This is a genomic window from Parabacteroides sp. MSK.9.14 (assembly GCF_019041495.1).
Lineage (GTDB): Bacteria > Bacteroidota > Bacteroidia > Bacteroidales > Tannerellaceae > Parabacteroides > Parabacteroides merdae.
Genome location: NZ_JAHPXO010000010.1, coordinates 64,009 through 87,177 on the forward strand (window position 1 = coordinate 64,009; position 23,169 = coordinate 87,177).

At 44.0% G+C, this 23,169-nt stretch carries 17 protein-coding genes and 1 tRNA gene; 5 read left to right on the forward strand and 13 right to left on the reverse strand.

The genetic code is table 11. From position 1 onward, the window contains the following. Positions 1-117: 117 nt before the first annotated feature. Positions 118-1,692: a sulfatase gene (locus tag KTG12_RS07360; RefSeq protein WP_119215922.1), complete on the forward strand. Its 1,575-nt coding sequence runs from the start codon at positions 118-120 to the stop codon at positions 1,690-1,692. 63 nt (positions 1,693-1,755) lie between these two features. On the opposite strand, the gene KTG12_RS07365 is transcribed toward KTG12_RS07360, so the two are convergent. After that, positions 1,756-1,829, reverse strand: a tRNA-Ala gene (locus KTG12_RS07365). Between the two features lie 83 nt (positions 1,830-1,912). Here KTG12_RS07365 and KTG12_RS07370 point away from each other — a divergent pair. Together KTG12_RS07370 and ruvC are read left to right on the forward strand one after the other, a co-directional pair. Further along, complete coding sequence (locus KTG12_RS07370; RefSeq protein ID WP_005640693.1) at positions 1,913-2,227, forward strand: DUF4286 family protein; 315 nt, start codon at positions 1,913-1,915, stop codon at positions 2,225-2,227. Next, positions 2,224-2,781, forward strand: a complete 558-nt coding sequence (ruvC, locus tag KTG12_RS07375; RefSeq protein WP_005640695.1) for a crossover junction endodeoxyribonuclease RuvC — start codon at positions 2,224-2,226, stop codon at positions 2,779-2,781. The genes KTG12_RS07370 and ruvC overlap by 4 nt, the downstream gene beginning before the upstream one ends. An 80-nt stretch (positions 2,782-2,861) precedes the next feature. On the opposite strand, the gene gdhA is transcribed toward ruvC, so the two are convergent. Continuing rightward, positions 2,862-4,196, reverse strand: coding sequence for an NADP-specific glutamate dehydrogenase (gene gdhA, locus KTG12_RS07380; protein ID WP_138273208.1), 1,335 nt, complete (start codon positions 4,194-4,196; stop codon positions 2,862-2,864). Between the two features lie 371 nt (positions 4,197-4,567). Between gdhA and KTG12_RS07385 the strand changes: the two genes are divergently transcribed. Next, a complete protein-coding gene (locus tag KTG12_RS07385; RefSeq protein ID WP_216945422.1) occupies positions 4,568-7,528 on the forward strand; it encodes a PEP/pyruvate-binding domain-containing protein in 2,961 nt (986 codons plus the stop codon). Positions 7,529-7,759: 231 nt separating this feature from the next. On the opposite strand, the gene KTG12_RS07390 is transcribed toward KTG12_RS07385, so the two are convergent. From KTG12_RS07390 to KTG12_RS07410, 5 genes are all read right to left on the reverse strand, one after another. Next, entirely contained in the window at positions 7,760-8,755 is a 996-nt protein-coding gene (locus tag KTG12_RS07390; protein ID WP_138273209.1) for a metallophosphoesterase family protein, read from the reverse strand. A 28-nt stretch (positions 8,756-8,783) separates the two neighbouring features. Further along, complete coding sequence (locus tag KTG12_RS07395) at positions 8,784-9,857, reverse strand: metallophosphoesterase (RefSeq protein WP_119215921.1); 1,074 nt, start codon at positions 9,855-9,857, stop codon at positions 8,784-8,786. Positions 9,858-9,938: 81 nt separating this feature from the next. Beyond that, entirely contained in the window at positions 9,939-11,483 is a 1,545-nt protein-coding gene (locus KTG12_RS07400; protein ID WP_138273210.1) for a SusD/RagB family nutrient-binding outer membrane lipoprotein, read from the reverse strand. A 20-nt stretch (positions 11,484-11,503) separates the two neighbouring features. Beyond that, positions 11,504-14,812 carry a SusC/RagA family TonB-linked outer membrane protein gene (locus KTG12_RS07405; RefSeq protein ID WP_173022569.1) on the reverse strand — a complete coding sequence of 1,103 codons (3,309 nt, stop codon included), beginning with the start codon at positions 14,810-14,812 and terminating at the stop codon, positions 11,504-11,506. 240 nt (positions 14,813-15,052) lie between these two features. Further along, positions 15,053-16,072, reverse strand: a complete 1,020-nt coding sequence (locus KTG12_RS07410; protein ID WP_005640713.1) for a FecR family protein — start codon at positions 16,070-16,072, stop codon at positions 15,053-15,055. A 158-nt stretch (positions 16,073-16,230) separates the two neighbouring features. Here KTG12_RS07410 and KTG12_RS07415 point away from each other — a divergent pair, with 158 nt between their 5' ends. After that, complete coding sequence (locus KTG12_RS07415) at positions 16,231-16,806, forward strand: RNA polymerase sigma-70 factor (RefSeq protein WP_005640715.1); 576 nt, start codon at positions 16,231-16,233, stop codon at positions 16,804-16,806. Positions 16,807-17,333: 527 nt separating this feature from the next. Here KTG12_RS07415 and KTG12_RS07420 read toward each other — a convergent pair. The 6 genes from KTG12_RS07420 to hemG all read right to left on the reverse strand — a co-directional run bounded on the left by KTG12_RS07420 (position 17,334) and on the right by hemG (position 23,166). Then, the gene (locus tag KTG12_RS07420) at positions 17,334-18,074 is read right to left on the reverse strand and encodes a nucleotidyltransferase family protein (RefSeq protein ID WP_138273213.1); all 741 of its coding nucleotides are present in this window, start codon (positions 18,072-18,074) and stop codon (positions 17,334-17,336) included. Next, entirely contained in the window at positions 18,071-19,501 is a 1,431-nt protein-coding gene (locus KTG12_RS07425; RefSeq protein ID WP_005640721.1) for a phosphotransferase, read from the reverse strand. The genes KTG12_RS07420 and KTG12_RS07425 overlap by 4 nt, the downstream gene beginning before the upstream one ends. A 165-nt stretch (positions 19,502-19,666) precedes the next feature. Next, complete coding sequence (locus KTG12_RS07430) at positions 19,667-21,001, reverse strand: NADP-specific glutamate dehydrogenase (RefSeq protein WP_005640725.1); 1,335 nt, start codon at positions 20,999-21,001, stop codon at positions 19,667-19,669. A 173-nt stretch (positions 21,002-21,174) separates the two neighbouring features. Next, on the reverse strand, positions 21,175-21,357 hold the full coding sequence (locus tag KTG12_RS07435; protein ID WP_005640727.1) for a hypothetical protein: 183 nt from the start codon (positions 21,355-21,357) through the stop codon (positions 21,175-21,177). 13 nt (positions 21,358-21,370) lie between these two features. Further along, entirely contained in the window at positions 21,371-21,760 is a 390-nt protein-coding gene (locus KTG12_RS07440) for a DUF2007 domain-containing protein (RefSeq protein ID WP_046452394.1), read from the reverse strand. 29 nt (positions 21,761-21,789) lie between these two features. Beyond that, positions 21,790-23,166: a protoporphyrinogen oxidase gene (gene hemG / locus KTG12_RS07445; RefSeq protein ID WP_046452393.1), complete on the reverse strand. Its 1,377-nt coding sequence runs from the start codon at positions 23,164-23,166 to the stop codon at positions 21,790-21,792. Positions 23,167-23,169 lie beyond the last annotated feature (3 nt).

Genomic DNA, 23,169 nt, shown 5'->3' on the forward strand with positions numbered 1-23,169 from the left:
AAGGAAAGTCCCGGAATAAAGTTTCGGGACTTTTTTATATATTTTTTAGTCCGGATAGTGATTATTCCGTTCGCTCTGTTTAATTTTGCCAAATCCAGACAAAAAACATAATGTATCATGAAAACTAATCAACTATTTCTTTTGACAGGTTTGGTAGCCGTAACTCTTCCTGCCTGTGTCCAAAAGGACAAAAAAGGGGTGTCGGAGAAGCCTATGAATATTCTCTATATCATGTGCGATGATCATTCTTATCAGACAGTTAGTGCTTACGATCATCGTTTTATCGAAACTCCGAATATCGACCGGATTGCTAATGAAGGCGTACGGTTTACGAACAGTTTCGTCGCCAACTCTTTAAGCGGTCCCAGTCGTGCCTGTTTGCTGACGGGCAAGCATAGCCATAAGAATGGCTTTACCGACAATACGAAACGTTTTGACGGCAGCCAGCAGACATTCCCGAAGTTGTTGCAACAAGCCGGCTATCAGACTGCAGTTGTAGGGAAATGGCATCTGACATCCGATCCTACCGGTTTCGATTACTGGAATATCTTGATCGGACAGGGGGATTATTATAATCCGTACTTTATCGATAACGGAGAGAAAAAGCAGATCGAAGGCTATGCTACGAACATCACGACGGATTTAGCTTTGGACTGGCTGGATAACAAACGTGATAAGAATAAACCTTTCTGTCTCTTGCTCCACCACAAAGCGCCCCATCGTACCTGGATGCCGGATACCTGTGATTTGGATTTGTATGAAGATGTCGTTTACCCGGTTCCCGAAACATTTTATGACAAATATGAAGGGCGTATTGCCGCATCCGAACAGGAAATGAATATTATCAAGGATATGGATCTCGTCTATGACTTGAAGATGGCAGATAAGGAAAATGAGATCCATACGACTACCGGCCTTGAAGAAAATGGCCGTAATTTATATAACCGGATGACTCCGGCTCAAAAGGCAGCTTGGGACAAACATTATGATCCTATTATTAAGAAATTCAAGGAACAGAAGTTGACGGGGAAGGCGTTGGCTGAATGGAAATACCAACAGTACATGCACGATTATATGCGTGTGATCCATTCCGTAGACCGTAATGTGGGGCGTGTGTTGGATTATATGGAGAAAAGCGGTTTATTGGAAAATACTATTATCGTTTATACTTCCGACCAGGGATTCTATATGGGTGAACATGGCTGGTTCGACAAACGTTTCATGTATGAAGAATCTTTCCGTACACCGATGTTGGTTCGTTTTCCCGGCGGTGTTAAAGGCGACATCCCCGAAATGGTCCAGAATATCGACCATGCAGCGACTTTCCTTCAAGTGGCGGGCGTCCCTGTTCCCGAAGATATCCAGGGTGATTCTTATTTGCCTTTGTTGAAAGGTGAAAAGCCGAAAGATTGGCGTACTTCTTTATATTATCATTTTTACGAGTATCCGGCGGAACACGCAGTAAAACGTCATTATGGTGTTCGTACCGACCGCTATAAATTAATCCATTTCTATAATGATATCGATGTGTGGGAACTTTATGATCTGCAAAACGATCCGATGGAAATGCATAATATCTATAATGAACCGGGCAATGAAGCCTTGATCGACAGTCTGAAAACCGAACTGAATAAATTGCAGGAACAGTACGACGATCCGATTGAAACGGAGTTGGCAACTGCGAAGAAATAAGATAGAAATAACAAAAAAGGCATTCAGAAATGAATGCCTTTTTTGTTATTTACCATAAGGTTGTGGAGCATATCGGACTCGAACCGATCACCTTCAGACTGCCAGTCTGACGCTCTAGCCAGATGAGCTAATGCCCCGTATGACTTATTTTCAAGCGCAAATATAGGGCTTTTCCTGATATAACCACTATCTTTGCCATAGATTTTTTATAAAAAATAAGATGATTGTTTATAATACAACGTTCCATATAGAAAAAGATATTCTGGATGAAAGTTTGGATTATCTGAAAAAACAGTATATCCCGAAAGCCGTGGAGAGCGGTTTCCTACAGCGGCCATGCCTGCGACGTGTGATGCAGGCTGAAGAAGGAGAAGGCATCAGTTTCTCCGTCCAGTTTCATGTTAAGAATGTCGATACGTTGAATTTCTGGTTGCAGAATGAAGGAAATAACCTTCACCGCGCATTGGTTGCTCGTTTCGGTCATAAGATTGCCGGCTTTAGTACTTTACTGGAAGAGATAGATTGGGAGAAATGACGAAAGACCGTGTCATATTGGGCATTGATCCTGGGACGATTGTGATGGGTTACGGAGTGCTGACGATTGAAGGAAACAAACCCAAACTGGAAGCTATGGGGATACTCCAATTGAATAAATACGAGGATCATTATTTGCGGCTCCGTAAGATTTTTGAGCGGGTCTTGGGACTTATCGATCAGTATCATCCGGACGAACTGGCCATTGAAGCTCCGTTTTTCGGGAAGAACGTACAGAGTATGTTGAAATTGGGGCGTGCACAGGGAGTCGCTATGGCTGCCGCACTTGAACGGGATATCCCGATATTTGAATATGCCCCGCTAAAGATCAAGATGTCCATTACCGGAAATGGGAATGCTGCAAAAGAACAAGTGGCCGGGATGTTACAGCGCTACCTGCATATTCCGGAAGCATCCATGTTGCCGCAATTGGATGCGACAGATGGATTGGCAGCTGCCGTTTGCCATTATTTCCAGACGAATAATCCGATACAGGAAAAGAAATATACCGGATGGAAGGACTTTATCGCGAAGAATCCGGGTAAAGTTCATTGATACAAAAAAGGATGCCTGCAATTACAGGCATCCCCCTTCTCATAGACACACTTCTCTATGTATATTGAATACACATCGATCTATACGATACCTTGCGCCATCATTGCTTTGGCCACTTTCATGAAGCCTGCAATGTTCGCACCTTTCACATAGTTGATATATTGATCCTCTGTTCCATGTTCGACACATTGTTGGTGGATAGCGCTCATGATCTGATGCAATTTGTCATCGACTTCGGCAGCTGTCCACGAAATATGCATGGCGTTCTGAGTCATTTCCAGGCCGGAAGTGGCGACACCGCCAGCGTTGACAGCCTTGCCCGGTGCAAAAAGTTGTTTATGCTCGATGAACAGGTCGACAGCTTCAGCTGTACATCCCATGTTGGATACTTCGGCTACGCATGATGTCTTGTTCTCGATCAGCTTGCGTGCATCGTCTGCGTCCAGTTCGTTCTGGGTGGCACAAGGCAGTGCGATATCCACTTTCTGTTCCCAGGGTTTCTTGCCGGGATAGAAGGTCGAACCGGGGAATTCTTCGGCGTAAGGAGCTACAATATCATTACCTGAGTTACGCAGTTCCAGCATATAATCGATCTTTTTTTCGGAAATGCCGTCCGGATCATAGATATAGCCGTCCGGGCCGGAGATCGTGACGACTTTTGCACCCAGTTCGGTAGCCTTTGTGGCAGCTCCCCAAGCGACGTTTCCGAAACCGGAGATAGCAACAGTCTTACCTTTAATATCTATACCATGAGTTTCCAACATTTGGTGAACGAAGTAGAGGGCACCGAAACCGGTTGCTTCGGGACGGAGGATAGAGCCGCCGAATTCCATACCTTTACCTGTGAACGTACCGGTGTTTTCGCGAGCCAGTTTCTTATACATGCCATACATATAACCGACTTCACGTCCTCCTACGCCGATGTCACCCGCCGGAACATCGCGGTCCGGTCCGAGGTTACGCCATAATTCGAGGATGAATGCCTGGCAGAAACGCATGATCTCCGCATCACTTTTTCCGCGAGGAGCAAAGTCGGATCCTCCTTTACCACCGCCCATCGGCAATGTTGTCAAAGCGTTTTTGAAAGTCTGTTCGAATCCTAAGAACTTCAGGATGGACAGGTTGACAGAAGGATGGAAGCGGATGCCGCCCTTGTACGGGCCGATCGCGTTGTTGAATTGCACACGATATCCCAAGTTGACTTGTATTTCCCCTTTGTCGTCTACCCAGGGCACACGGAAGGTGAAAATACGTTCCGGTTCAACCAATCGTTCGATGATTTTAGCTTTCTCGAATTCGGGATGCTGGTTGTACACTTCTTCAATTGAAAGAAGAACTTCTTTTACTGCTTGCAAATACTCCTTTTCGCCCGGATGTTTTGCTTCCAGTGCTGATAAGATTACTTCTGTCTTCATAGTATATAATTTCTTTTTAAGATAACATTCTGTTTGCAAATATAGGGAATAGCCTGGGTTGACAAAATGTTTTGCTTACTTTTTGATAGTTCTTTTTATGTTTTTGAACAATGTTCTTTAAGTGAAAATCCGGATTCCTACGGATGGGATTCCGGTTTCACTTTGTGCCAGGAAATGTGTGGTGCTGTTGGCACAGCCGTTTCCTTGCTGTGAAACGTTTGTGCCATATAGGTGAAATGCTTGTGCCATGCTAAGGAAACGTCTGTGCCATGCTGAGGGAACGGATGTGCCACTTGCTCAAATCTTGTCACATGCTTTCGGTTGATTGTTTTTTTCCTTACATTTGAGGCCGTTAATTCTATCGAATCATTATGAGCGGAATACCGGACTTTAAGAACCTTGTGTTTAAAGACACATCATTCGCCAATCTAATGAATAAGCGTATATATAATGTATTGCTTATCGCTACTAAATACGATGCCTTCATGCTGGAGGACGATGGGCGGGTGGACGAGCAGATATTCAACGAATATACGTCACTAAGCCTTCGTTACCCGCCTCGTTTCACACAGGTGACGACAGAGGAGGAGGCACTGACTGAGTTGAAAGACCGTAACTTCGAACTGATCATCTGCATGCCGAATATGGATAACCGCGATATCTTTGCGGCGGCGACGGAGATCAAGATTCATTACCCCAATATACCGATCGTAGTCCTCACCCCATTCTCGAAAGAGGTATCCAAGCGGATTGCCAATGAAGATTTGAGTGCGATCGACTATGTGTTCAGCTGGTTGGGAAATGCGGAGCTGTTGCTCGCCATAATCAAGCTGATCGAGGACAAGATGAATGCGCCGGACGATACGGCCAGTGTCGGTGTGCAGATTATCTTGTTGGTGGAAGATTCCGTCCGTTTCTATTCTTCGGCTTTGCCGCATCTGTATAAATTTGTATTGGAACAGAGCCAGATGTTTGCTAAAGAGGCGTTGAACGACCATCAGCGTACACTTCGTATGCGTGGGCGTCCCAAGATCAAGTTGGCGCGTACCTATGAGGAGGCTGTCCGCATCTTCAACCAGTACCGCGATAATATGCTGGGGATCATCTCGGACATGAGCTTCATGCACGACGGAGTGAAAGATCCTTACGCCGGATACAAGTTCGGGCAGTATGTGCGGAAGACCGGCCTGATCATCCCTTTTGTCTTGGAATCGTCGGAGGCAAGCAACAAAGTGTATGCGAAAGAACTGGGAGCTTCCTTTATCGACAAAAATTCCAAGAGTTATCCGCAGGATCTGAGGAAGAAGATCATGCAGCGTTTTGGTTTCGGCGATTTCGTCATCCTGAATCCACAGACGAAGGAGGAGATCATGCGCATCAAGGACTTGAAGGATTTGCAAAAGAAGGTCTTTCAGATACCGGACGATTCGCTGGTTTATCATCTGAGTCGTAACCATTTTTCCCGCTTCTTCTATTCCCGTGCCATGTTTCCGCCGGCAGAGGTGTTGAAGCGTGTGGATGTGAGCGACTACAAGGATATGGATGAGGCGCGCAAGTTGATTTTCGACTTGATCGTGCAGTACCGTCGGATGAAGAATTCCGGTGTTGTTGCAGTCTATCAGAAGGAGCGCTTCGACGAATATAGTAACTTTGCCCGTATAGGCGACGGTTCGCTGGGAGGAAAGGGCAGGGGCCTGGCGTTTATTGGGGCGATGGTAAAGCGTTATCCCAAGTTGGAACACGATCACTTTGCTGTGACCATTCCGAAGACGGTCGTGATCTGTACAGACATCTTCGACGAATTTATGGAGACAAACGAACTGTATCCGGTCGTACTGAGTGAAGTGGATGACGAAACGATCCTGAAATATTTCCTGCGTGCCAGCCTTCCCGCCCGTCTGATTGAAGACCTGATGGCGTTTTTCGATGTTGTCAAAAGTCCGATTGCCGTCCGTTCGTCTAGTCTTCTGGAAGATTCCCATTATCAACCGTTCGCTGGGATTTATTCTACTTACATGGTACCCAAGCTGGAAGATAAATATGATATGCTCCGTACGTTAAGCGACGCGATCAAAGCAGTCTACGCTTCTGTCTTTTATCGTGACAGCAAGGCATATATGACGGCGACATCGAACCTTATCGACCAGGAAAAGATGGCGATCGTTCTACAGGAAGTAGTAGGGAACCGGTATAATGACCGTTTCTATCCTACTATCTCTGGTGTCGCACGTTCGTTGAATTTCTACCCGATTGGAAATGAAAAGGCGGAAGACGGAATTGCCAATATTGCTTTGGGGCTTGGAAAATATATCGTAGACGGAGGGCAGACTTTACGTTTCTCTCCTCGTCATCCGCACAATATTTTGCAGATGAGTACGATGGACTTTGCGCTCCGTGAGACTCAAACTCGTTTTTATGCACTTGACTTGAAGAATCTGGCAGATCAGTTTTCTGTGGATGATTCGTTTAATTTGCTTCGTCTAAATCTGAAAGACGCGGATGCGGACGGTTCTCTGAAGTTTATTGTTTCGACATACGATCCTTATGATCAGGTTATTCGTGACGGTTACTATCCTGGCGGGCGTAAGATATTGTCTTTTGTGAATGTTCTTCAACATGAGGTTTTTCCGTTGGCCGATACGCTCGATCAGATACTGCATGTCGGACAGGATGAGATGGGGCGGCCTATCGAGATTGAGTTTGCGGTAAATATAGATCCGCAGAATCCCGGTTTCGCTACATTCTATCTGTTGCAAGTTCGCCCGATCGTGGATAACAAGGAGGTAATGGAAGAAGACCTGACGCTTGTGGAACAAGAGGATACAATACTTACATCGACAAGCGTTTTGGGACATGGCATTGTGACGGATGTGCAGGATATTATATATGTAAAGACCGGTGCTTTCTGTTCCTCCAACAACCAGTCGATAGCCTATGATATCGAGAAGATGAACCGCCAGTTCACAGGAGAAGAAAAGAATTATGTTTTGGTTGGTCCTGGTCGTTGGGGAAGTAGTGACTCCTGGCTGGGCATTCCGGTGAAATGGCCTCATATCAGCAATGCACGTGTTATAGTGGAATGCGGGCTGGAGAATTATCGTGTCGATCCGAGCCAGGGAACGCATTTTTTCCAAAATCTGACTTCGTTTGGTGTCGGTTACTTTACGATCAACCCGTTTAAGGGTGATGGCTGGTTTGATGAGGGATATCTGAATTCCTTACCAGCGGTGGAGGAAACCGAATACCTTCGCCATGTCCGTTTCGATAAACCGGTCGTAATCAAGATGGACGGCAAGAAGAGTTTGGGAGTGGTGTTGAAACCAGAAAAGTAAAATGATAAATAAAGAGAACGTAAATGTGTTAAAACTCCTTTGTCATGATCTTTTAGGCACGGATTACATAGATAAATTTATTTTTTTCATGTAATCCATGCCTAAGTTATATCTATTGTATTTCTACACACCTTCGTCTTGGTTTCAAAACATAGGTGTTTTGAGGAAGAAACATGCATGATTCGTTTTCAAAACACCTATGTTTTGAAAACGGTCGGATTATGTCCTGATTTAGTCTTTCTTTTTGATGAAATCCGAAGGATAGTTTACCGTGTTGATCACCTCCTCGTCTTTTTGGCGAATCCAGGTTCTGAAATTGGTTGATCCTTCAGTCATCTCGATTACGCGGGCACCGTTGCTCAGGTTGTTGTACACCGTGTCGCCACCGGTGTAACGGCCGTAGGCAAGCAGGATGCCTTTCCAGAAAACAGCATAGTCGTCATCATGATCGTGTCCGACAAATACACCTAAGATATCCCCCATTTCCTTCATCGAGGCAAACATGCCGGAGTTCAGTTGCGGAGCGCAGGCTTTTTCTTTTCGGGTTCCGACCAGAATGGCCGTTTCATCTGATGCGGCCTGGTTGTATTCCGGCAGGGCGATGTGGAAGAATGCCAGCGAGGGCAGGGGAGTGCCGCCGTTTTGCTTTGTGTATTTCGCGCTGTTTTCGCGGTACCATCGGATCTGGTCAAACTTGATGTAATCATAGCCGCCTATTCCCTTGATCTGTGAATATGAGTGAGAGTCCATACAATACAGGATGGCTGCGTCTTTCTTTCCATCGGACGATTTCAAGGGAAGAATAAAGTTGGTCACTCCTGTGACTCCTGCCACGGAATCGGTCAGGTTGTAAGGTATTGTCTGTATGATATCGAATAGCTGAGTACGGGTAAGTCCCTGTTCGTCATCGTGATTGCCGAATGTCACTCCGAAGGGTATTTGGCGGTTGGCCGCTAAGTTCAGGATTGTGCGCATCCCTTCCTCTGCCGGTTGACCGTAGATGACATCACCTGTGAATAGCACTAAGTCCGGTTTTTCCGCATCCAGTACTTCGTTGATGCGTTCGAGAGAAACGGCTGACTTGGGATTCCCGTGAATGTAATGTACGTCCGTGAACTGTACGATTTTGAACTTGCCGTCTTTATTGAATTTCAAGACGGGTTTCTGTGTGTAGCCTGGTTGCAGGCATCCGAGCACAAGTGAAAGAATAATAAGAAGTTGTTTCATCTTTAGATGGTTTTTGTTTATGAATGGTTTATTCGATCGTGATGTCGAATTGATCGTATGAATCTGTTCTCCAAGCCTTTTCGGATGTCAGGGGAGAAAGTGCGAACAGGGGGGAGAATGTTTTGATCTTAATCGTCTTTCCATCCGGCATAAACTCCATGATGCGGAGCCAGCAGTCTCCCCCGTTGCCATGCCATTGACCGTCGGCGGTCTGGGCGTTGAACATCATTTGGGCTACATTCTTGCCTGTGCTGTTTTTGTCAGTCCTGAAGCTGACATTGCCCTTGTAGTCTGCTATCTCGCATTCATGTCCGCATATCACCATGCAGATGTTGGAGGAAGGATAGACCAGTTTCTGCCAGATGGCTTCTCCGTAATTGGCGGGTGATATTTTGTAGCTTTCCTTGATGTGACGTTTGGCTTCCGGTGACATATAGGAGTGTGTCAGCAGGATCACTTTATGATTTTTGTATTTGGCTTTACCGGCAACTTTGGCCGCCCATTCGATCGCCTCGTCACGCGGAGCAAATTCGAGTGATATGACCAATAGTTTTCCCCATGTGTCTGTCTCGAACTCATAAGCTGCATTTTCAAGAGTCGGAATACCTTGATAGTTCAGGCCTGTCTCGACCAATGACTTTTTCCAGCAGCTATTCCGCTCGGAAGGGAAATAATCAGGAAGGTGGCAGAGGCGGTTTTCTGCTTTCTCATATCCGTAATCGTGATTCCCGGTACAAACGACATAAGATATTTTGTCGTCGAGCCGTTCAAATGCCCTGGATGCGGCCTGCCATTGTTCTTCGCTTGTCTGATTTCCGTTTATGCCGTCCGGAATCCGTATCTCGTTCTGTTCAACCAAATCACCGGTACACAGAACTCCTTTGATATTCAAAGGTTCGATGCTGTTGGCAATCCAAGCTGTCTGTAGCTCGAATAGCGGTTGGTTAGCATCGAACTTGTTATAACTCTGCGGATCAGGCAGCAGGATCATGGAAAAAGAATGCTTGTCGGATAGTTGAGGCCGGACAGGGTAGATCTGGGCGGATATACAAAAAATATTGAGATGAATAATCGTTAAGATAAAAAAAAGTTTTTTGTTCATGATATATATATATAAATTAAAAATGAGACACCGAATATAATGAATGTTTTTATATTCGGTGCTCTCTTCTATATGAATAAATTATTTCAGAAGCCACATAATACTGTTGACATCGTCAACTCCTCCCCATTGGCGATCCAAAGCTTTATACAATGATTCTTTGTTGTAGTTGGTTTCAGATTCTGGATACATGTAACGCATTGGAATTTTATCTTTTGCATTATTTAGGTTTGTTTCTGGATTGATTGGGAATTCCGGGTATCCGTTTCTGCGATATTCGTAGTAATCATCTGTGGCTATATGGAAGTATCTGGCCAGAAAAGCTTGCATCCAGATTTGCTTCAGACGATCTGTTACAGACCCGTTTGTGTTATAGGCTACATATTCGCCTTTCAGGTATGATGTAATATAATCATCTGTAATCTCTACTCCGTTGTTGTATTCAGCAGGGACAGTGGTACGGACAAACAGGAAAGAAGCTCGAATGCCTTCCTCATAATATTGTTTTGCAGAGCCGGTGATCCATCCTCTTTCAACCGCTTCTGCGAGAAGGAAATTCATATCTGCATATCCTAAACGGATGCAAGGTACTCCGACATAACTCAAACGGTATACGTCATTGGGACGGGAGTGCATACGTTTTGCGATTTTTTCTTTTTCAATGTCGTATACGCCAGCGGCATCCACTGCAGGATAGGCATTCCAGTCATTTGGCTTTAAAAGTTTTTCTCCTGCTGGCAGGTATAATTCGTTTGTCAACCCTTCTGCTGGAGCCAGATAATAAAATAATCGGTAATCTTTGAATCTTTTTAAAGGATCAATTAATGTGTGTGTGCCGGCATAATAGTCGATACTACGAGTTCCCGTTACGTGATAGGGATTTTTTTGACCATCTTTGTCAGAGTAGATGACCTGTAGGTTATCTTCATTGCTTTTAAATAGATTATTTTCTGAAACAACTTTGGAGAACGTTTCTTTTATTTGCAACTCCTGTGTATCGTCTGCCCGTTTGGATAGAGACATTAGGACTTTTAAACGTAAAACATTTGTCGCTTTTCTCCATTTTTTCGGATCTCCCTGGTAGAAAGGATCTCCGGAAAAAGCTTGTTTGGATTTTGCAAAATATTCGTCGGCAAGAGCAAGGTCTTCAAGAATGCCTTTAAATACGTCTTTTTGTTCATCATATTGGGGATAACGATGTTCTTCGATGTTCAGAGCTTCCGAATAAGGGATATCTCCCATATCCATCGTTGTACGATAGAAATACCAGCCTTTCAGAAAATAATATAAACCTGTATGAGCATCCAAATCATCTTCAGAGGATAGTTCAACCATTTTCCAGGCATTTGTTAAAGTTTGGATGTTATCAAAACTGCCTTTTCCAAAACGGTTATATTGTCCATCGTCGATTTGTTCTCCCCAAAACATCCGTTTGACCAGAAATTCATTTCTCCAGTTACTTGCCGATTTGGTCATGTCAAGAATGACTTTGGAGGCAAGCATGGAAGCGTTTACTTTAGTTGTTGTATCCGGATTGGTGTTCAGATCGTCAAAAGTAGATGTGCATCCTGATAATGAAAATATTCCTATCAGAAAGCAAGCGATTGCTTTATATTTCAGTTCCATAATTGAATTGTTTTATCAGATTAGAAATTAACTTTTAAATTGAATCCCATATAGCGTTGGGATGGGGAATTTAAGCTTTCTGTACCAGAAGAGTCTCCTCCTTTATCTGGGTCTGCATATTTGTATTCTTTAGCCCAAAGGAACAGATTTTGACCGGTGAAACCAATAGAAGCACTTTTCATTTTCATCTTTTGGCACAATGTGGATGGCAGATCATATGTGAGTGAAAGATTTCGGAGCTTGAAGAACGTTTCTTTCAGTATATTCTGGCGACATGCATTGTGATGTGAATCATGATATTTACTGATATAAGATTCATATGAGACAACAACATCATTAGGAGCAAACACGCGTGTATCTTCTATGATATTGCCATCTGGATCGCGAGTTACACTTCCTGAAACAACTTTTACCCCTTGTCCGATATAGGTTTTATTTCCGTTTACGACTTCTTCATAACGCCATTGTGTATCAGTGTCAATGACAGCTCCTGTATTCCATAACATTTGATGAGTTTTAGAGTAAGATAAACCGCCGACACGACCATCAAGCGTAAAGCTGAGTGTGAAGTTTTTGTATTTGAATGTGTTTGTGATACCCCAAACTAAATCAGGAGTAGTATTTCCGATCTTTGTTTGAAAGTTTTGTTTAACTGGCATACCTCCATTATGAATGATATTTCCTTCTGGATCACGTTCCCAATCGTAAACGGCAAGCCAATCCCAGCTAGCTCCTTCTTTGACCCATGGTTTTTTAGTCGAATAATCTGGGTCTATCGTTTTGTAGGTATATTGGTCGTGTGACCAGTTTGTTAGGATGTCCCAACTAAAATCTTTGGTCTGAATAGGTGTTCCTCCAATGGTAATTTCGAATCCGGAGCGAAGACGCGTTTCTTTAAAATTGGTTTGAATACTATTGAAGCCAGTTGCGCTGCTGACTCCTCCTTCGATAATAAAATCGGATTCCATTTTACGATAATAAGAAAAGTCAAGGAATAAACGGTTCTTAAACATGTTAGTGGCTGTTCCGACTTCCCATACTTCCGATTTCTTTGGACGTACTTGTCCACCGATCTTACTGGATGGATAAGACGCTGTTGAAAGTCCGTCCCATACATTTGTACTGACAGAATATACGTTGTTATTGGCATATATCTTGGCATCCTCTTTGGCTGTTGTCCATGAAGCCCGAACTTTTAGGAAATCCCACCAAGTTGGTAATTTGACAATCTCGGATAAAACAATACTTCCTGAAACGGATGGATAGAAGTAAGAACGCTGGTCAGAAGAAAGGGTCGAAGACCAATCATTCCTTCCGGTTACGTCCAGAAAATAAGTGCTTGCCCATGAAAGGGATGCTTTGCCGTAGACGCTATTAACTCGTTTTTGTTGTAGTTCGCTGGTTGCTTCGATTGGATCGATAGAGGCATTTAAGGAGTAGAATTCTGGAATAGAAAGCCCTCCTTTTGTTTTACTACTCATAAAGTCATAGCGTGTATAATAAATGTTTCCACCGCCTAGCAGATTCATGTTGAACTTACCCCAAGTTTTATCTGCCATTAACATAGCGTCTGTGTTTATGCTCATATCCGTACCACGGCTTACTCCAAAGAATCCTTTTTTATCCCAGGCCTGATTAGCAGAGATCGGATTTTTCCATTCATTCCGTTTTGTATACACATCGACCCCTGAACGAACCATTGCTTTTAACCAGGGAGTGATCTCATAGCTTGCATTCAAAGCGGCATTGACAACATCGATGTCGTAAGCGTCTGTAATTTCATAAGCCTTGAACCATGGATTGTCATACCAACTGTCATCATACCAGTTCTGTTGCATACCTTCTTTTCCTTTTACCCAGTAATTGCGATAATCGCGTACGTCATATTCGGAACCTCCCCAGATTACCATGTCGTATATGTAGCTACCGCTATATCCGGATCCGTGGTCATTGGTGGAAACGCGTTTATTGTAGGCTGCCGAAGCGTCCATTTTAAAGTTTTTCCAAGTCATTTCTCCTCCGACAGAGAATGTGATTTTGTTCAAATTCTGATTGGGGTATTGTCCTTTATTGTATACTTCTGTGATGGAGGCTCGGAATGAACCGTATTTACCTTTTTGAGAAATGTTGACATTATTGTTTGTAACCATGCTGAATTGCAGGAAGTTTTTGAAGTTATCTTTTCCTTTTGATACCAATTCCTGTTCACGCCATTCATAATTGAACGGATCCCAAAGAATAGCAGTGCGTCCTATATCCAGTTTATCTCCCCAGACATAGTCATTGTTGTATTTACCTCCGAAACCACGGCTATAAGAATGTTGAGTTTCAGGGAATGCGAGGTATCCGGAAAAAAACATTGTATTACTATTGATATTGATGTTCAAGCCTTCTTCATTGGCCCCCTTTTTCGTAGTTATCATTATGGCTCCACTTGTTCCGCGAGCACCATACAATGCAGAGGCTGTTGCACCTTTTAATACATCGATAGATTCAATGTCGTCGGATGCAATTTCGTCTAACGTGATGTTTCCATAGGGAACACCGTCTACAATGATTAGTGGAGTTTCTCCACGTAGTTTGATTTTAGGTGTTTCATTGAATTCCGTACTATTTTGAATATTCAAACCAGCCACTTTTCCCGTTAAGGATGTTGTCACATCTACTGTTTTTGCTAAAGGCAGATTATCTCCTTTCACTTTTTGAACAGCATATCCCAGAGCTTTTTCTTCTCGTTTGATTCCTAAGGCTGTAACAACAACTTCATCTAATTTGCGTGAATCTTCGAGTAGGGTAATATTGAATATTTCTTTATGTCCGACGGCAATATTTTTGGTTACGTATCCGATAAAGGAAATGACCAATGTCGCATTATCTGGTACTTCTAAACTGAATTTTCCATCGATATCGGAAATTGTTCCGTTCGTTGTCCCTCTTTGAATGACATTGGCGCCGGGAACAGGTTCGCCTTTTCCATCGGTGACAACTCCGGTGATCTTTCTGCTTTTCTGTTGGGCAACTAGTACCTCTTTGGGGGAGAGAATAATACTTTTATCTAAAACTTTATAGCTGATATTGGTTCCGGAGAACAATTGTTCCAATACATTAAAAACATTTTTTTGTTTACTTTTTATACTAACGATACGTGAGGTATTAACTTGTTTGTTATTGTAGAAGAAATGAAAGTCTGATTGTTTTTCAATTTCATCCAGTACCTCCTGTACAGATTTGTTGTTCACATCTATGTTTAAAAGAACATTTTGACTGTAGCTATCGGACGCGTAGGCTAATCCGACACAGATAAATAACATTATTACGGATAGTTTCATACATAATGGTATTTTCTTCAGGAGCATGAACCTAACATTCATCTTCCTGAAATGTTGGAAGCAAAAATAATTTGTCATAGATTTGTAAATGATTTAGAGTTATAAAAAAGTTGCTTATACTTGTCGCCAAACAAGTTTGCGATGGATTTTCATACGGGGAAATACGCCAATATTTTCCCGTATGTTTTGTTTTCAAGGGGGATTATTTTCTTTCATGAGATTTGATAAATAAGGTTACACTTAATATAATTCAACGATCGTTTTTTCTTTAATATTTCCTTCTTGCCCAGTTTGAGGGTCTATGAAGCGATATTGAATACCGGAAGCCAAACGGAAATGTTCGAGGATTAGTTGTAAGTGCTGTCCATCGAAAGGTCCTGTGAAGGAGTTGTTATATAACTTGTCGTTTTTTACGATGAACTCGACATTGAAACGTTTGCTTAACACTTTCAATGCTTCGTTAAATGGTGTGTTCCGGAATACGACCAAGCCGTCTTTCCAGGAAGTTTGTGTCGGAATATATGGTTTGTCGACTTTAACTTTTTTAGTATATTGGTTATAAGTGAATTCTTCATTCGGTTTCATTAAAAATGATTTATGCTTCTGATTATCGTCTAAAAATGAAAGTCGAATGGAGCCAGATACCAAGGTGGTCCTTACGCTGCTGTCGGCTGCATAGGCTTCCATATTGAATTCGGTACCGAGTACTTCTGCTTTGATATCAAATGGGGTGCTGACAGTGAAACGTTTACTTTTGTCTTTATGGACGGAAAAGTAGGCTTCACCGTTCAGCACAACATCACGTGTGTTACCTGTAAAACGCGTCGGGTGCTTCAGATAGGAACGTGAGTTTAACCATACTTTTGTTCCGTCCGGTAAATTGACTGCAGCGACCATTCCTGGATTAGTTCTGATTTCTATATATTCGATCGGATCTTTTTTTAATGCGAAATATATAGTGGAAATGATAAGCGGAAGGATGAGGATTGCCGCAATACGTTGTATCCAGGCGGATAGAGAAATTTTCCGGTGGGAATGTATCTTGCTTTTTACTTTTTTCAGGGCTGTACCTGAATCTGTTTGCCGGATACAAGTCAATGTCTCAGTTGCCAGGCATATAGATTGTATGTCCCGGGCTATTTTTTTGTTTTCTTCTGATGCAGAGATCCAATCTTCTACTTCTTGTTGCAGAGGTATGGAGAGGGTTCCGGTGAAATAACCCAAAAGTATCGATTCGTTTATTTGTTTATGTTTGTCCATAATTGTCCTTTTATAAATATGACTGACGAAAAATGAAATCTCCTAAATGAAAAGTGATTTTTTTTCATGTATTTGTAATTGTTCGTTGGATTAGAAAATATTATATTTGCAAATAAGTATAAATATTTCCGATTAAAACTTATAGAACAGTGATTTGTATGTCTTGTAATATTTCTGATATAGTGGCAGACGAAACTCTTTTTCAGGAAATCCAAAGGGGAGATGAAAAAGCGTTCGATGTCCTTTTTTTGAAGTATTACCCTTCCTTGTGTGCTTATGCCCAACGGTTTGTCGAGTATGACGACGGGCAGGAAATTGTACAGGATGTGATGGTTTGGCTGTGGGAGAATCGGGAGATGCATACGTTTGAGATCTCTCCGAAGAGCTATCTGTTTAAAGCTGTGAAGAACCGTTGTTTGACGTTGATCAGCCGAAATGAAATAAAACAGAAGATTATTAATACATTGTACGACAATCAACAATTAGAATATGAAGATCCTGATTTTTATATCGTGGAGGAACTGAGTCGTAAGATAGAAGAGGCGTTGCAACGGCTTCCCGACAGTTACCGGGAAGCATTCGAGTTAAATCGTTTCCAGCATATGACGTATGGTGAAATAGCGACGTGTCTGGAAGTTTCTTCCAAGACAGTCGATTATCGTATTCAGCAGGCATTGAAGTTGCTTCGTGTAGAGTTAAAGGATTATTTACCGATATTACTTGCCATTCTTTAAAACAATTGTTGTATAGAACAAACTTTTTTGTGATTCCAGTTCATTAGAAAATTGGACAATAACCTCTGCCTTCCCGTATTTTCTATTTCGATTAAGATATCAGATCGTTTTAGTTTGATATTTTGATACTGCTTTTTTCTGTTTTGCTGATAAACGAAAATGTGATATAGGCAGAAAATGAAAGTATGTTGTTTGGGGAGAGATAGAAAGGGGAGAAACGCTTACATTTGAGAAAAGCTTAACCCCTTGAGAATTGCTTGTGGCAAAAGAGATTGGTGGAGGTTCTGGATATTTGATAAGAAATTCAGGGCTTTATGGGCATGAGGACGGTCGTCATAGGAATGGAGACCGTCCTCGTTGCCGTGAGGTGCCGAGATCTTTATATATGAAGACGGTCGTCGGGCCAATGAAAACCGTCTTTGTTGGAAAAACTGTGCACCTTGCGGCAGGAAGTTCTTTTAGAAAGATAAAAAGCCGGATTGCGAAGCGATTTACGAAAGAAGCATATCTTTGTTAAATAAACGATATTATACAATAAGTGTTTTCATCCATTTTTCGGCCACCTGCAATGTTTCTGGTTTGCCGACATCTATCAGATGAAGGTCTTCGTCAGCGTAGGCGTGGATGTTGGCCTTGGCGCAGATGGAGAGGTAGAAGTTGATGATCGAAAACTTACCGGTCCATTCTTCCATCCAGTCGAATATTTTAGGAGACAGTACATGTATCCCGCTGAAGGCATATTCGTTATATTGGTTCGGATCGAAATCGGGGTAGAACGACTTTACTTCGCCCGTCTCGCGGTTGCGCCAACCACATAGCTTATTTTCCTTATTGAAAAGCAGATAGCGGGAGGTGTTGCGTTTGCTGACTAATAATGTCGCCAACGGATTTGTCTCTACATGATGATTGTAAAGCGCACGGAGGTCGATGTCGGACAGGATGTCGACATTGTGTATCAGAAACGGCTCATTGCCTTGTAAAAAGGCGGCGGCGTGTTTGATTCCCCCACCGGTATCGAGCAGATAATCCCGCTCGTCGGAGATATGGATCTGGATACCGAAATTATTGTTGGCTGCCAGGAAGTTGATGATCTGGTCTCCCAAATGATGAACGTTGATGGCTATCTGGTGAAAGCCGGCATCTTTCAATTTGAGGATTACATGTTCGAGCATAGGTTTCCCATTGATAGGAAGTAATGCTTTTGGAGTACTGTCGGTCAGCGGTTTGAGGCGTGTTCCCAAACCGGCAGCGAAAATCATAGCTTTCATAATATTGAGTTAAAGAGTTGTTCAATGTTTTGTTCCCTGTGTACGAGGTCTACCCGGACACCGAACTTAGAATGAATATGTTCCGCCATATGCTGGGCGGAGTAGACCGAACGGTGCTGGCCCCCCGTGCAACCGAAACAGATCATCAGATTGGTAAATCCTCGGTCCATGTAACGTTTGACAGAAGCATCCACAATTTCATAAGCATGATCTAGGAAACGAGTGATCTCTCCGTCTTCTTCGAGGAAACGGATCACCGGTTCGTCCAATCCGGTAAAATGATTGTAACGTTCGTATTTACCAGGGTTATTGATGGCGCGGCAGTCAAAGACAAATCCGCCGCCATTGCCACTCGGATCGTTGGGAATTCCTTTTTTATAGGCAAAACTGACGATCTTGACTTTGAGCGTATGCTTCTGGATGTCGTCATAGAACTGAGACAGGTTTGTCAGCTCCCGTAGTACGGTACATAAATAGGGATACTCCGGATAATCTTCTTTCAAAAGTTGCCGGAGGTTGTCGATAGCGAAGGGGACACTTTGGATAAAATGCGGTTTCTTTTCGAAATATCCCCGGAAACCGTAGGCTCCCAAGACCTGTAAAGTCCTGAAAAGAACGAAATGGCGTAATTGCCGGAAGAAATGCTTTTCGTCTATGTCCATATACCCGCGTAGTGCTTGCAGATAGTCGGCTATCAATTCCTGTCTCAACTCAGCGGGATATTTGGCTTTCGCCTGCCAGAGGAAAGAGGCGACATCATAGTAGATCGGGCCTTTGCGTCCTCCTTGGAAATCAATGAACCAGGGTTCGCCATTTTTTACCATCACGTTGCGCGACTGGAAATCCCGGTACATGAATGTCGGTGTATGGTCTTGCAGAAGGACATCGCTCATTTTCTGGAAATCATCTTCCAAAAGGTTTTCCTGGAATTCCATTCCGGTAGCTTTCAAGAAACAGTATTTGAAATAGTTCAGGTCCCAAAGGATCGAACGCCTATTGAATTCGGGTAGAGGATAGCATTGGCTGAAGTCGAACCCCTCCGCACCTTTAAACTGCAGAGTCGGCAGAAGTGTGATCGTCTTGTGCAGCAAAGACTTTTCCGTCTCGTCGAAGAAACAACTTTTCCGTCCTTTCTCAATTGCTTGAAAGAGCAAGGTGTCGCCTAGGTCTTCCTGGAGATAGAACGATTTATCAACCGACCAGCAATAAACCTGGGGAACGGGCAATCTCTTTTCCCGGAAATGCGCGGCCATATAAATAAAGGCATTGTTTTCCTCTATGGAAGTTCCGCTAACTCCGATCAGGGAAACGGAACCTGACAATCTGAAATACCGGCGGTTAGAGCCGGAAGAGGATAGTTCGGTTATATCAGTTGCCGGTGAACCGGTATGTGTCTGGTAAAGTTGTTTTAATTCTTCAGTAATCATGTTTTTCTATTTTCGGCACTAAAGTAGCAAACAATTGACAATTGGCAATTGAGAATTGACAATTTTGTTGGGAAATAAGAGAGGCGGACGTACCGTTTTACCGGAACGCCCGCCTTCTTTATGACCATTAATCTCTAATTGTCTCTCTTTTTAATTGCCAATTGATTAAAGAATGCCTTGTGCCATCATCGCTTTGGCTACCTTCATGAAGCCCGCAACGTTTGCACCTTTCACGTAGTTTGTGTAGCCGTCGGCTTGTTTGCCGTATTTTACGCATTGTTCGTGGATATTCTGCATGATGCTTTTCAGTTTGGCATCAACCTCTTCACTGCTCCAGCTCAGTTTCTGAGCGTTCTGCGTCATTTCCAGACCGGAAACAGATACACCGCCGGCATTGGCTGCCTTACCCGGAGCGTACAGGATCTTAGCTTCCAGGAATGCGTCGATAGCTTCAGGAGTAGAAGGCATGTTGGCTCCTTCCGATACGGCGATACAACCGTTGGCGAGCAATGTCTTGGCATCTTCTCCGTTCAGTTCGTTCTGAGTCGCACTCGGCATTGCAATGTCGCATTTTTCTCCCCAAGGACGAGCACCTGCCACATACTTGCAACCATATTGTTCTGCATATTCACGGATACGGCCGCGATAGAGGTTCTTCAGTTCCATGATGTAATCCAGCTTAGCACGGTCGATACCGTCCGGATCGTAGATGTAACCGTCCGAGTCGGACATCGTCACGACTTTAGCGCCGAGGCTGATCAGTTTTTCAACGGTATATTGGGCTACGTTACCTGAACCTGAAACGCAAACGGTCTTTCCCTTGATGTCGATTCCCCTTGTATTCAGCATTTCCAGCAGGAAGTAAACATTTCCGTAACCGGTAGCTTCGGGACGGATCAGTGAACCGCCGAATTCGCGTCCTTTACCGGTGAATGTTCCCGTGTTTTCCTGAGCCAGTTTTTTATACATTCCGTACATATAGCCGACTTCGCGTCCGCCAACACCTATATCACCTGCGGGAACATCCGTGTCCGGGCCGATATGACGCCATAATTCCAATACGAAAGCCTGGCAGAAACGCATGATTTCAGCATTTGACTTACCGCGCGGGCTGAAGTCGGAACCTCCTTTTCCACCACCCATCGGCAGGGTTGTCAGCGAGTTCTTGAAAGTCTGTTCGAAAGCCAGGAACTTAAGGATCGACTGGTTTACAGAAGCGTGAAAACGGATACCACCTTTGTACGGGCCGATCGCATTGTTATGCTGGATACGGTATCCCATGTTGGTTTGGATCTGTCCCTTATCATCCATCCAGGTTACGCGGAAGGAGAAAATACGATCGGGAATACAAAGACGTTCGATCAGGTTGCTCTTTTCGAATTCGGGATGTTCGTTGTAAACCTCTTCGATTGTTCCTAATACTTCTGAAACTGCCTGATGATATTCCGGTTCATTCGGAAATCTTCTCTTTAAGTTGTCTAAAACTTCACTTGCCTTCATAAGACTGATTTTATTTAGAATGTTATATTTGTAATATCAATTTGTTAACCGGTAGCCGTTTTTTTAATGACCTCGCAAAGGTAAGCTAAAATTTTACACAAACAAATATTTGAAAGAAAAAATGCATTAAAAATATCATTTCGGTATTTTAATCGGGTAAAAGTAACTAAATGTCACTCGTCTCTTCGCCTTCTGCTCTTATAGATAGGGACGAACACAATGATAGCTGACGCAACCAAGGCAAAAACGATGTCGAAGGTTATCTTTTCGCTGTATGCAAGCATCATGTAGCAAAGGATACCCCACAAAAGAGTGATACATACGGCTTGACTATTTGTAATCTTTCTGCGTGCCATAGTTTACAATTGTTTAGTTGGATGAAACAAGCGAGCCGAAGTAAATGACCAAGGCCAGGAATACGGCTACAAGGATAAAAAGAACGATGATCTGTTTTTCGAGGGGCAGATGTCGGAGGAACGGAACGTGGCGTACCCAACCGGAAACGGCTTGGAGCTGCTCGTCCTCTTCGTCTTCTTTCGGAAATTCGTATCCGTTTGCTTCCAGAATCTCCTTTGCACGGGGAACTTCGCTTTCAAGCAGTTCGATGCGGATGCCGCCCACATTGACCGGGTATTGGATCCGGCTCGTATATTCGTTTCTCAGGTAACAGTTGACCCCTTCCGATTTCAGGAGGGATTCGATCATCTGTGCTGCTTCCGGTTCATAGAAACGGGCTATTTCGACTATTTTATCTTCCATATTAATATGTTGTTAATGTAAATGATGATTTACCCGTTTATTAATTTATCCGCAATTTCTGTAGCCTGGCGGATACGGTCGGCCATGCCGATGCCGCCTTTGATGTTTCCGGCCAGCGTAAGGCCGGGGTAGCGCGCTTGCAGTTCGTCGATCGTTTCGAAACGGGAGCCGCTGCTCTGTTCATATTGCGGAATGGCATGTTCGTGACGGAAGATACGGATCATATCGGGTTCTGTCTCTTCCGGGAATTTCAGCATGGTGTGGAGCTCGCGCCTGATGAGTGCTTTCAGCTCCTCTTCCGGCCAGGTCGTCAGGTCGGCATGCTTTACGCCTCCGATAAAGAACGAGAAGAGAGCACCCTCTTCCGGAGCCCGTCCGGTAAAACAAGCGGAGGGGAAAAGAATTCCGAGTACGTCTTTTTTCTCACAGGAAGGAACCAGACCTCCAAACGCATCGAAGCGTAATGCACCGGTGTCGCGGAACCCGACGCTGGCCTGTACGACCGGTGCATAATGCAGGTTACTGATCCGCTCCATCTTTTCTTTCGGGACGAAAGGCAACAGGGCGGGCAATGTATAAGCACCGGTGGTTGTGATTATCCGTTCCGCAATAATGGTCTGTTCGCCGTCGGCTGTCGAATAGGTAACCATCCATTTGTCTGCACAAGGGCGGACCGTGACGTCGGCGGCCGAAAGTGTGATGCGGGCCGGACCGATTGCCTCGGCCATCGCACCGGTCAGTTTGTCCAATCCTCCGGCGGCTGAAAATACTTTCTTGCTGGCGAGACGGTCGCGATCTGTTTTCGGCTGCTTGGCTTTCGCGATGGTTCCGCGGATGAAGCTCCCGTATTGCTGTTCCAAGTTGCAGAGCTTCGGGAGCGCATAACGAGTGACGAGTTTCATCGGATCGCCGGCGTAGACACCGGACAGAAACGGGTCTACCGCATAGTGCAGGAACGATTTACCCAGGCGGCGGGCAGCTAACTCGCCGACAGATTCATCCGGGTTATTGCCTTTTGCCCGAAACGGCTCTCCGAGGATACGGAACTTGTCGCCAAGCGTGAACAGAGGAGTCGTGACCGCACTGAACAGTCCGGACGGGAGAGCCCGGAACCGGTTCCCTTTCCAGATCAGCCGGCGCTTGGATTCTTCGCGGGCAGTCTCCAGTGCACAGGCAGGGGAGAGGGCTTCGAATAGTTCGGCGACTTCGGGATAGGAGACTACACCTGTATTGGGGCCGCTTTCGTAGACAAAATCCTTTTCGCGGAACGTATGGATTTGTCCTCCGACGCGATCAGCCTTTTCGAGGATATGAATGTCTTTTCCGGCGCGGGTCAACCAGAAGCCGGTTGTCAATCCGGTCAGTCCGGCGCCGATAATCAAAATATCTGTCTGTTGGGGTTCCATTGC

Bases quoted from the DNA above. Each gene is read 5' to 3' on its own strand.
- KTG12_RS07360 (WP_119215922.1), top strand. From the start codon at position 118: ATGAAAACTAATCAACTATTTCTTTTGACAGGTTTGGTAGCCGTAACT.
- KTG12_RS07370 (WP_005640693.1), top strand. From the start codon at position 1,913: ATGATTGTTTATAATACAACGTTCCATATAGAAAAAGATATTCTGGAT.
- ruvC (WP_005640695.1), top strand. From the start codon at position 2,224: ATGACGAAAGACCGTGTCATATTGGGCATTGATCCTGGGACGATTGTG.
- gdhA (WP_138273208.1), bottom strand. From the start codon at position 4,196: ATGAAGACAGAAGTAATCTTATCAGCACTGGAAGCAAAACATCCGGGC.
- KTG12_RS07385 (WP_216945422.1), top strand. From the start codon at position 4,568: ATGAGCGGAATACCGGACTTTAAGAACCTTGTGTTTAAAGACACATCA.
- KTG12_RS07390 (WP_138273209.1), bottom strand. From the start codon at position 8,755: ATGAAACAACTTCTTATTATTCTTTCACTTGTGCTCGGATGCCTGCAA.
- KTG12_RS07395 (WP_119215921.1), bottom strand. From the start codon at position 9,857: ATGAACAAAAAACTTTTTTTTATCTTAACGATTATTCATCTCAATATT.
- KTG12_RS07400 (WP_138273210.1), bottom strand. From the start codon at position 11,483: ATGGAACTGAAATATAAAGCAATCGCTTGCTTTCTGATAGGAATATTT.
- KTG12_RS07405 (WP_173022569.1), bottom strand. From the start codon at position 14,812: ATGAAACTATCCGTAATAATGTTATTTATCTGTGTCGGATTAGCCTAC.
- KTG12_RS07410 (WP_005640713.1), bottom strand. From the start codon at position 16,072: ATGGACAAACATAAACAAATAAACGAATCGATACTTTTGGGTTATTTC.
- KTG12_RS07415 (WP_005640715.1), top strand. From the start codon at position 16,231: ATGTCTTGTAATATTTCTGATATAGTGGCAGACGAAACTCTTTTTCAG.
- KTG12_RS07420 (WP_138273213.1), bottom strand. From the start codon at position 18,074: ATGAAAGCTATGATTTTCGCTGCCGGTTTGGGAACACGCCTCAAACCG.
- KTG12_RS07425 (WP_005640721.1), bottom strand. From the start codon at position 19,501: ATGATTACTGAAGAATTAAAACAACTTTACCAGACACATACCGGTTCA.
- KTG12_RS07430 (WP_005640725.1), bottom strand. From the start codon at position 21,001: ATGAAGGCAAGTGAAGTTTTAGACAACTTAAAGAGAAGATTTCCGAAT.
- KTG12_RS07435 (WP_005640727.1), bottom strand. From the start codon at position 21,357: ATGGCACGCAGAAAGATTACAAATAGTCAAGCCGTATGTATCACTCTT.
- KTG12_RS07440 (WP_046452394.1), bottom strand. From the start codon at position 21,760: ATGGAAGATAAAATAGTCGAAATAGCCCGTTTCTATGAACCGGAAGCA.
- hemG (WP_046452393.1), bottom strand. From the start codon at position 23,166: ATGGAACCCCAACAGACAGATATTTTGATTATCGGCGCCGGACTGACC.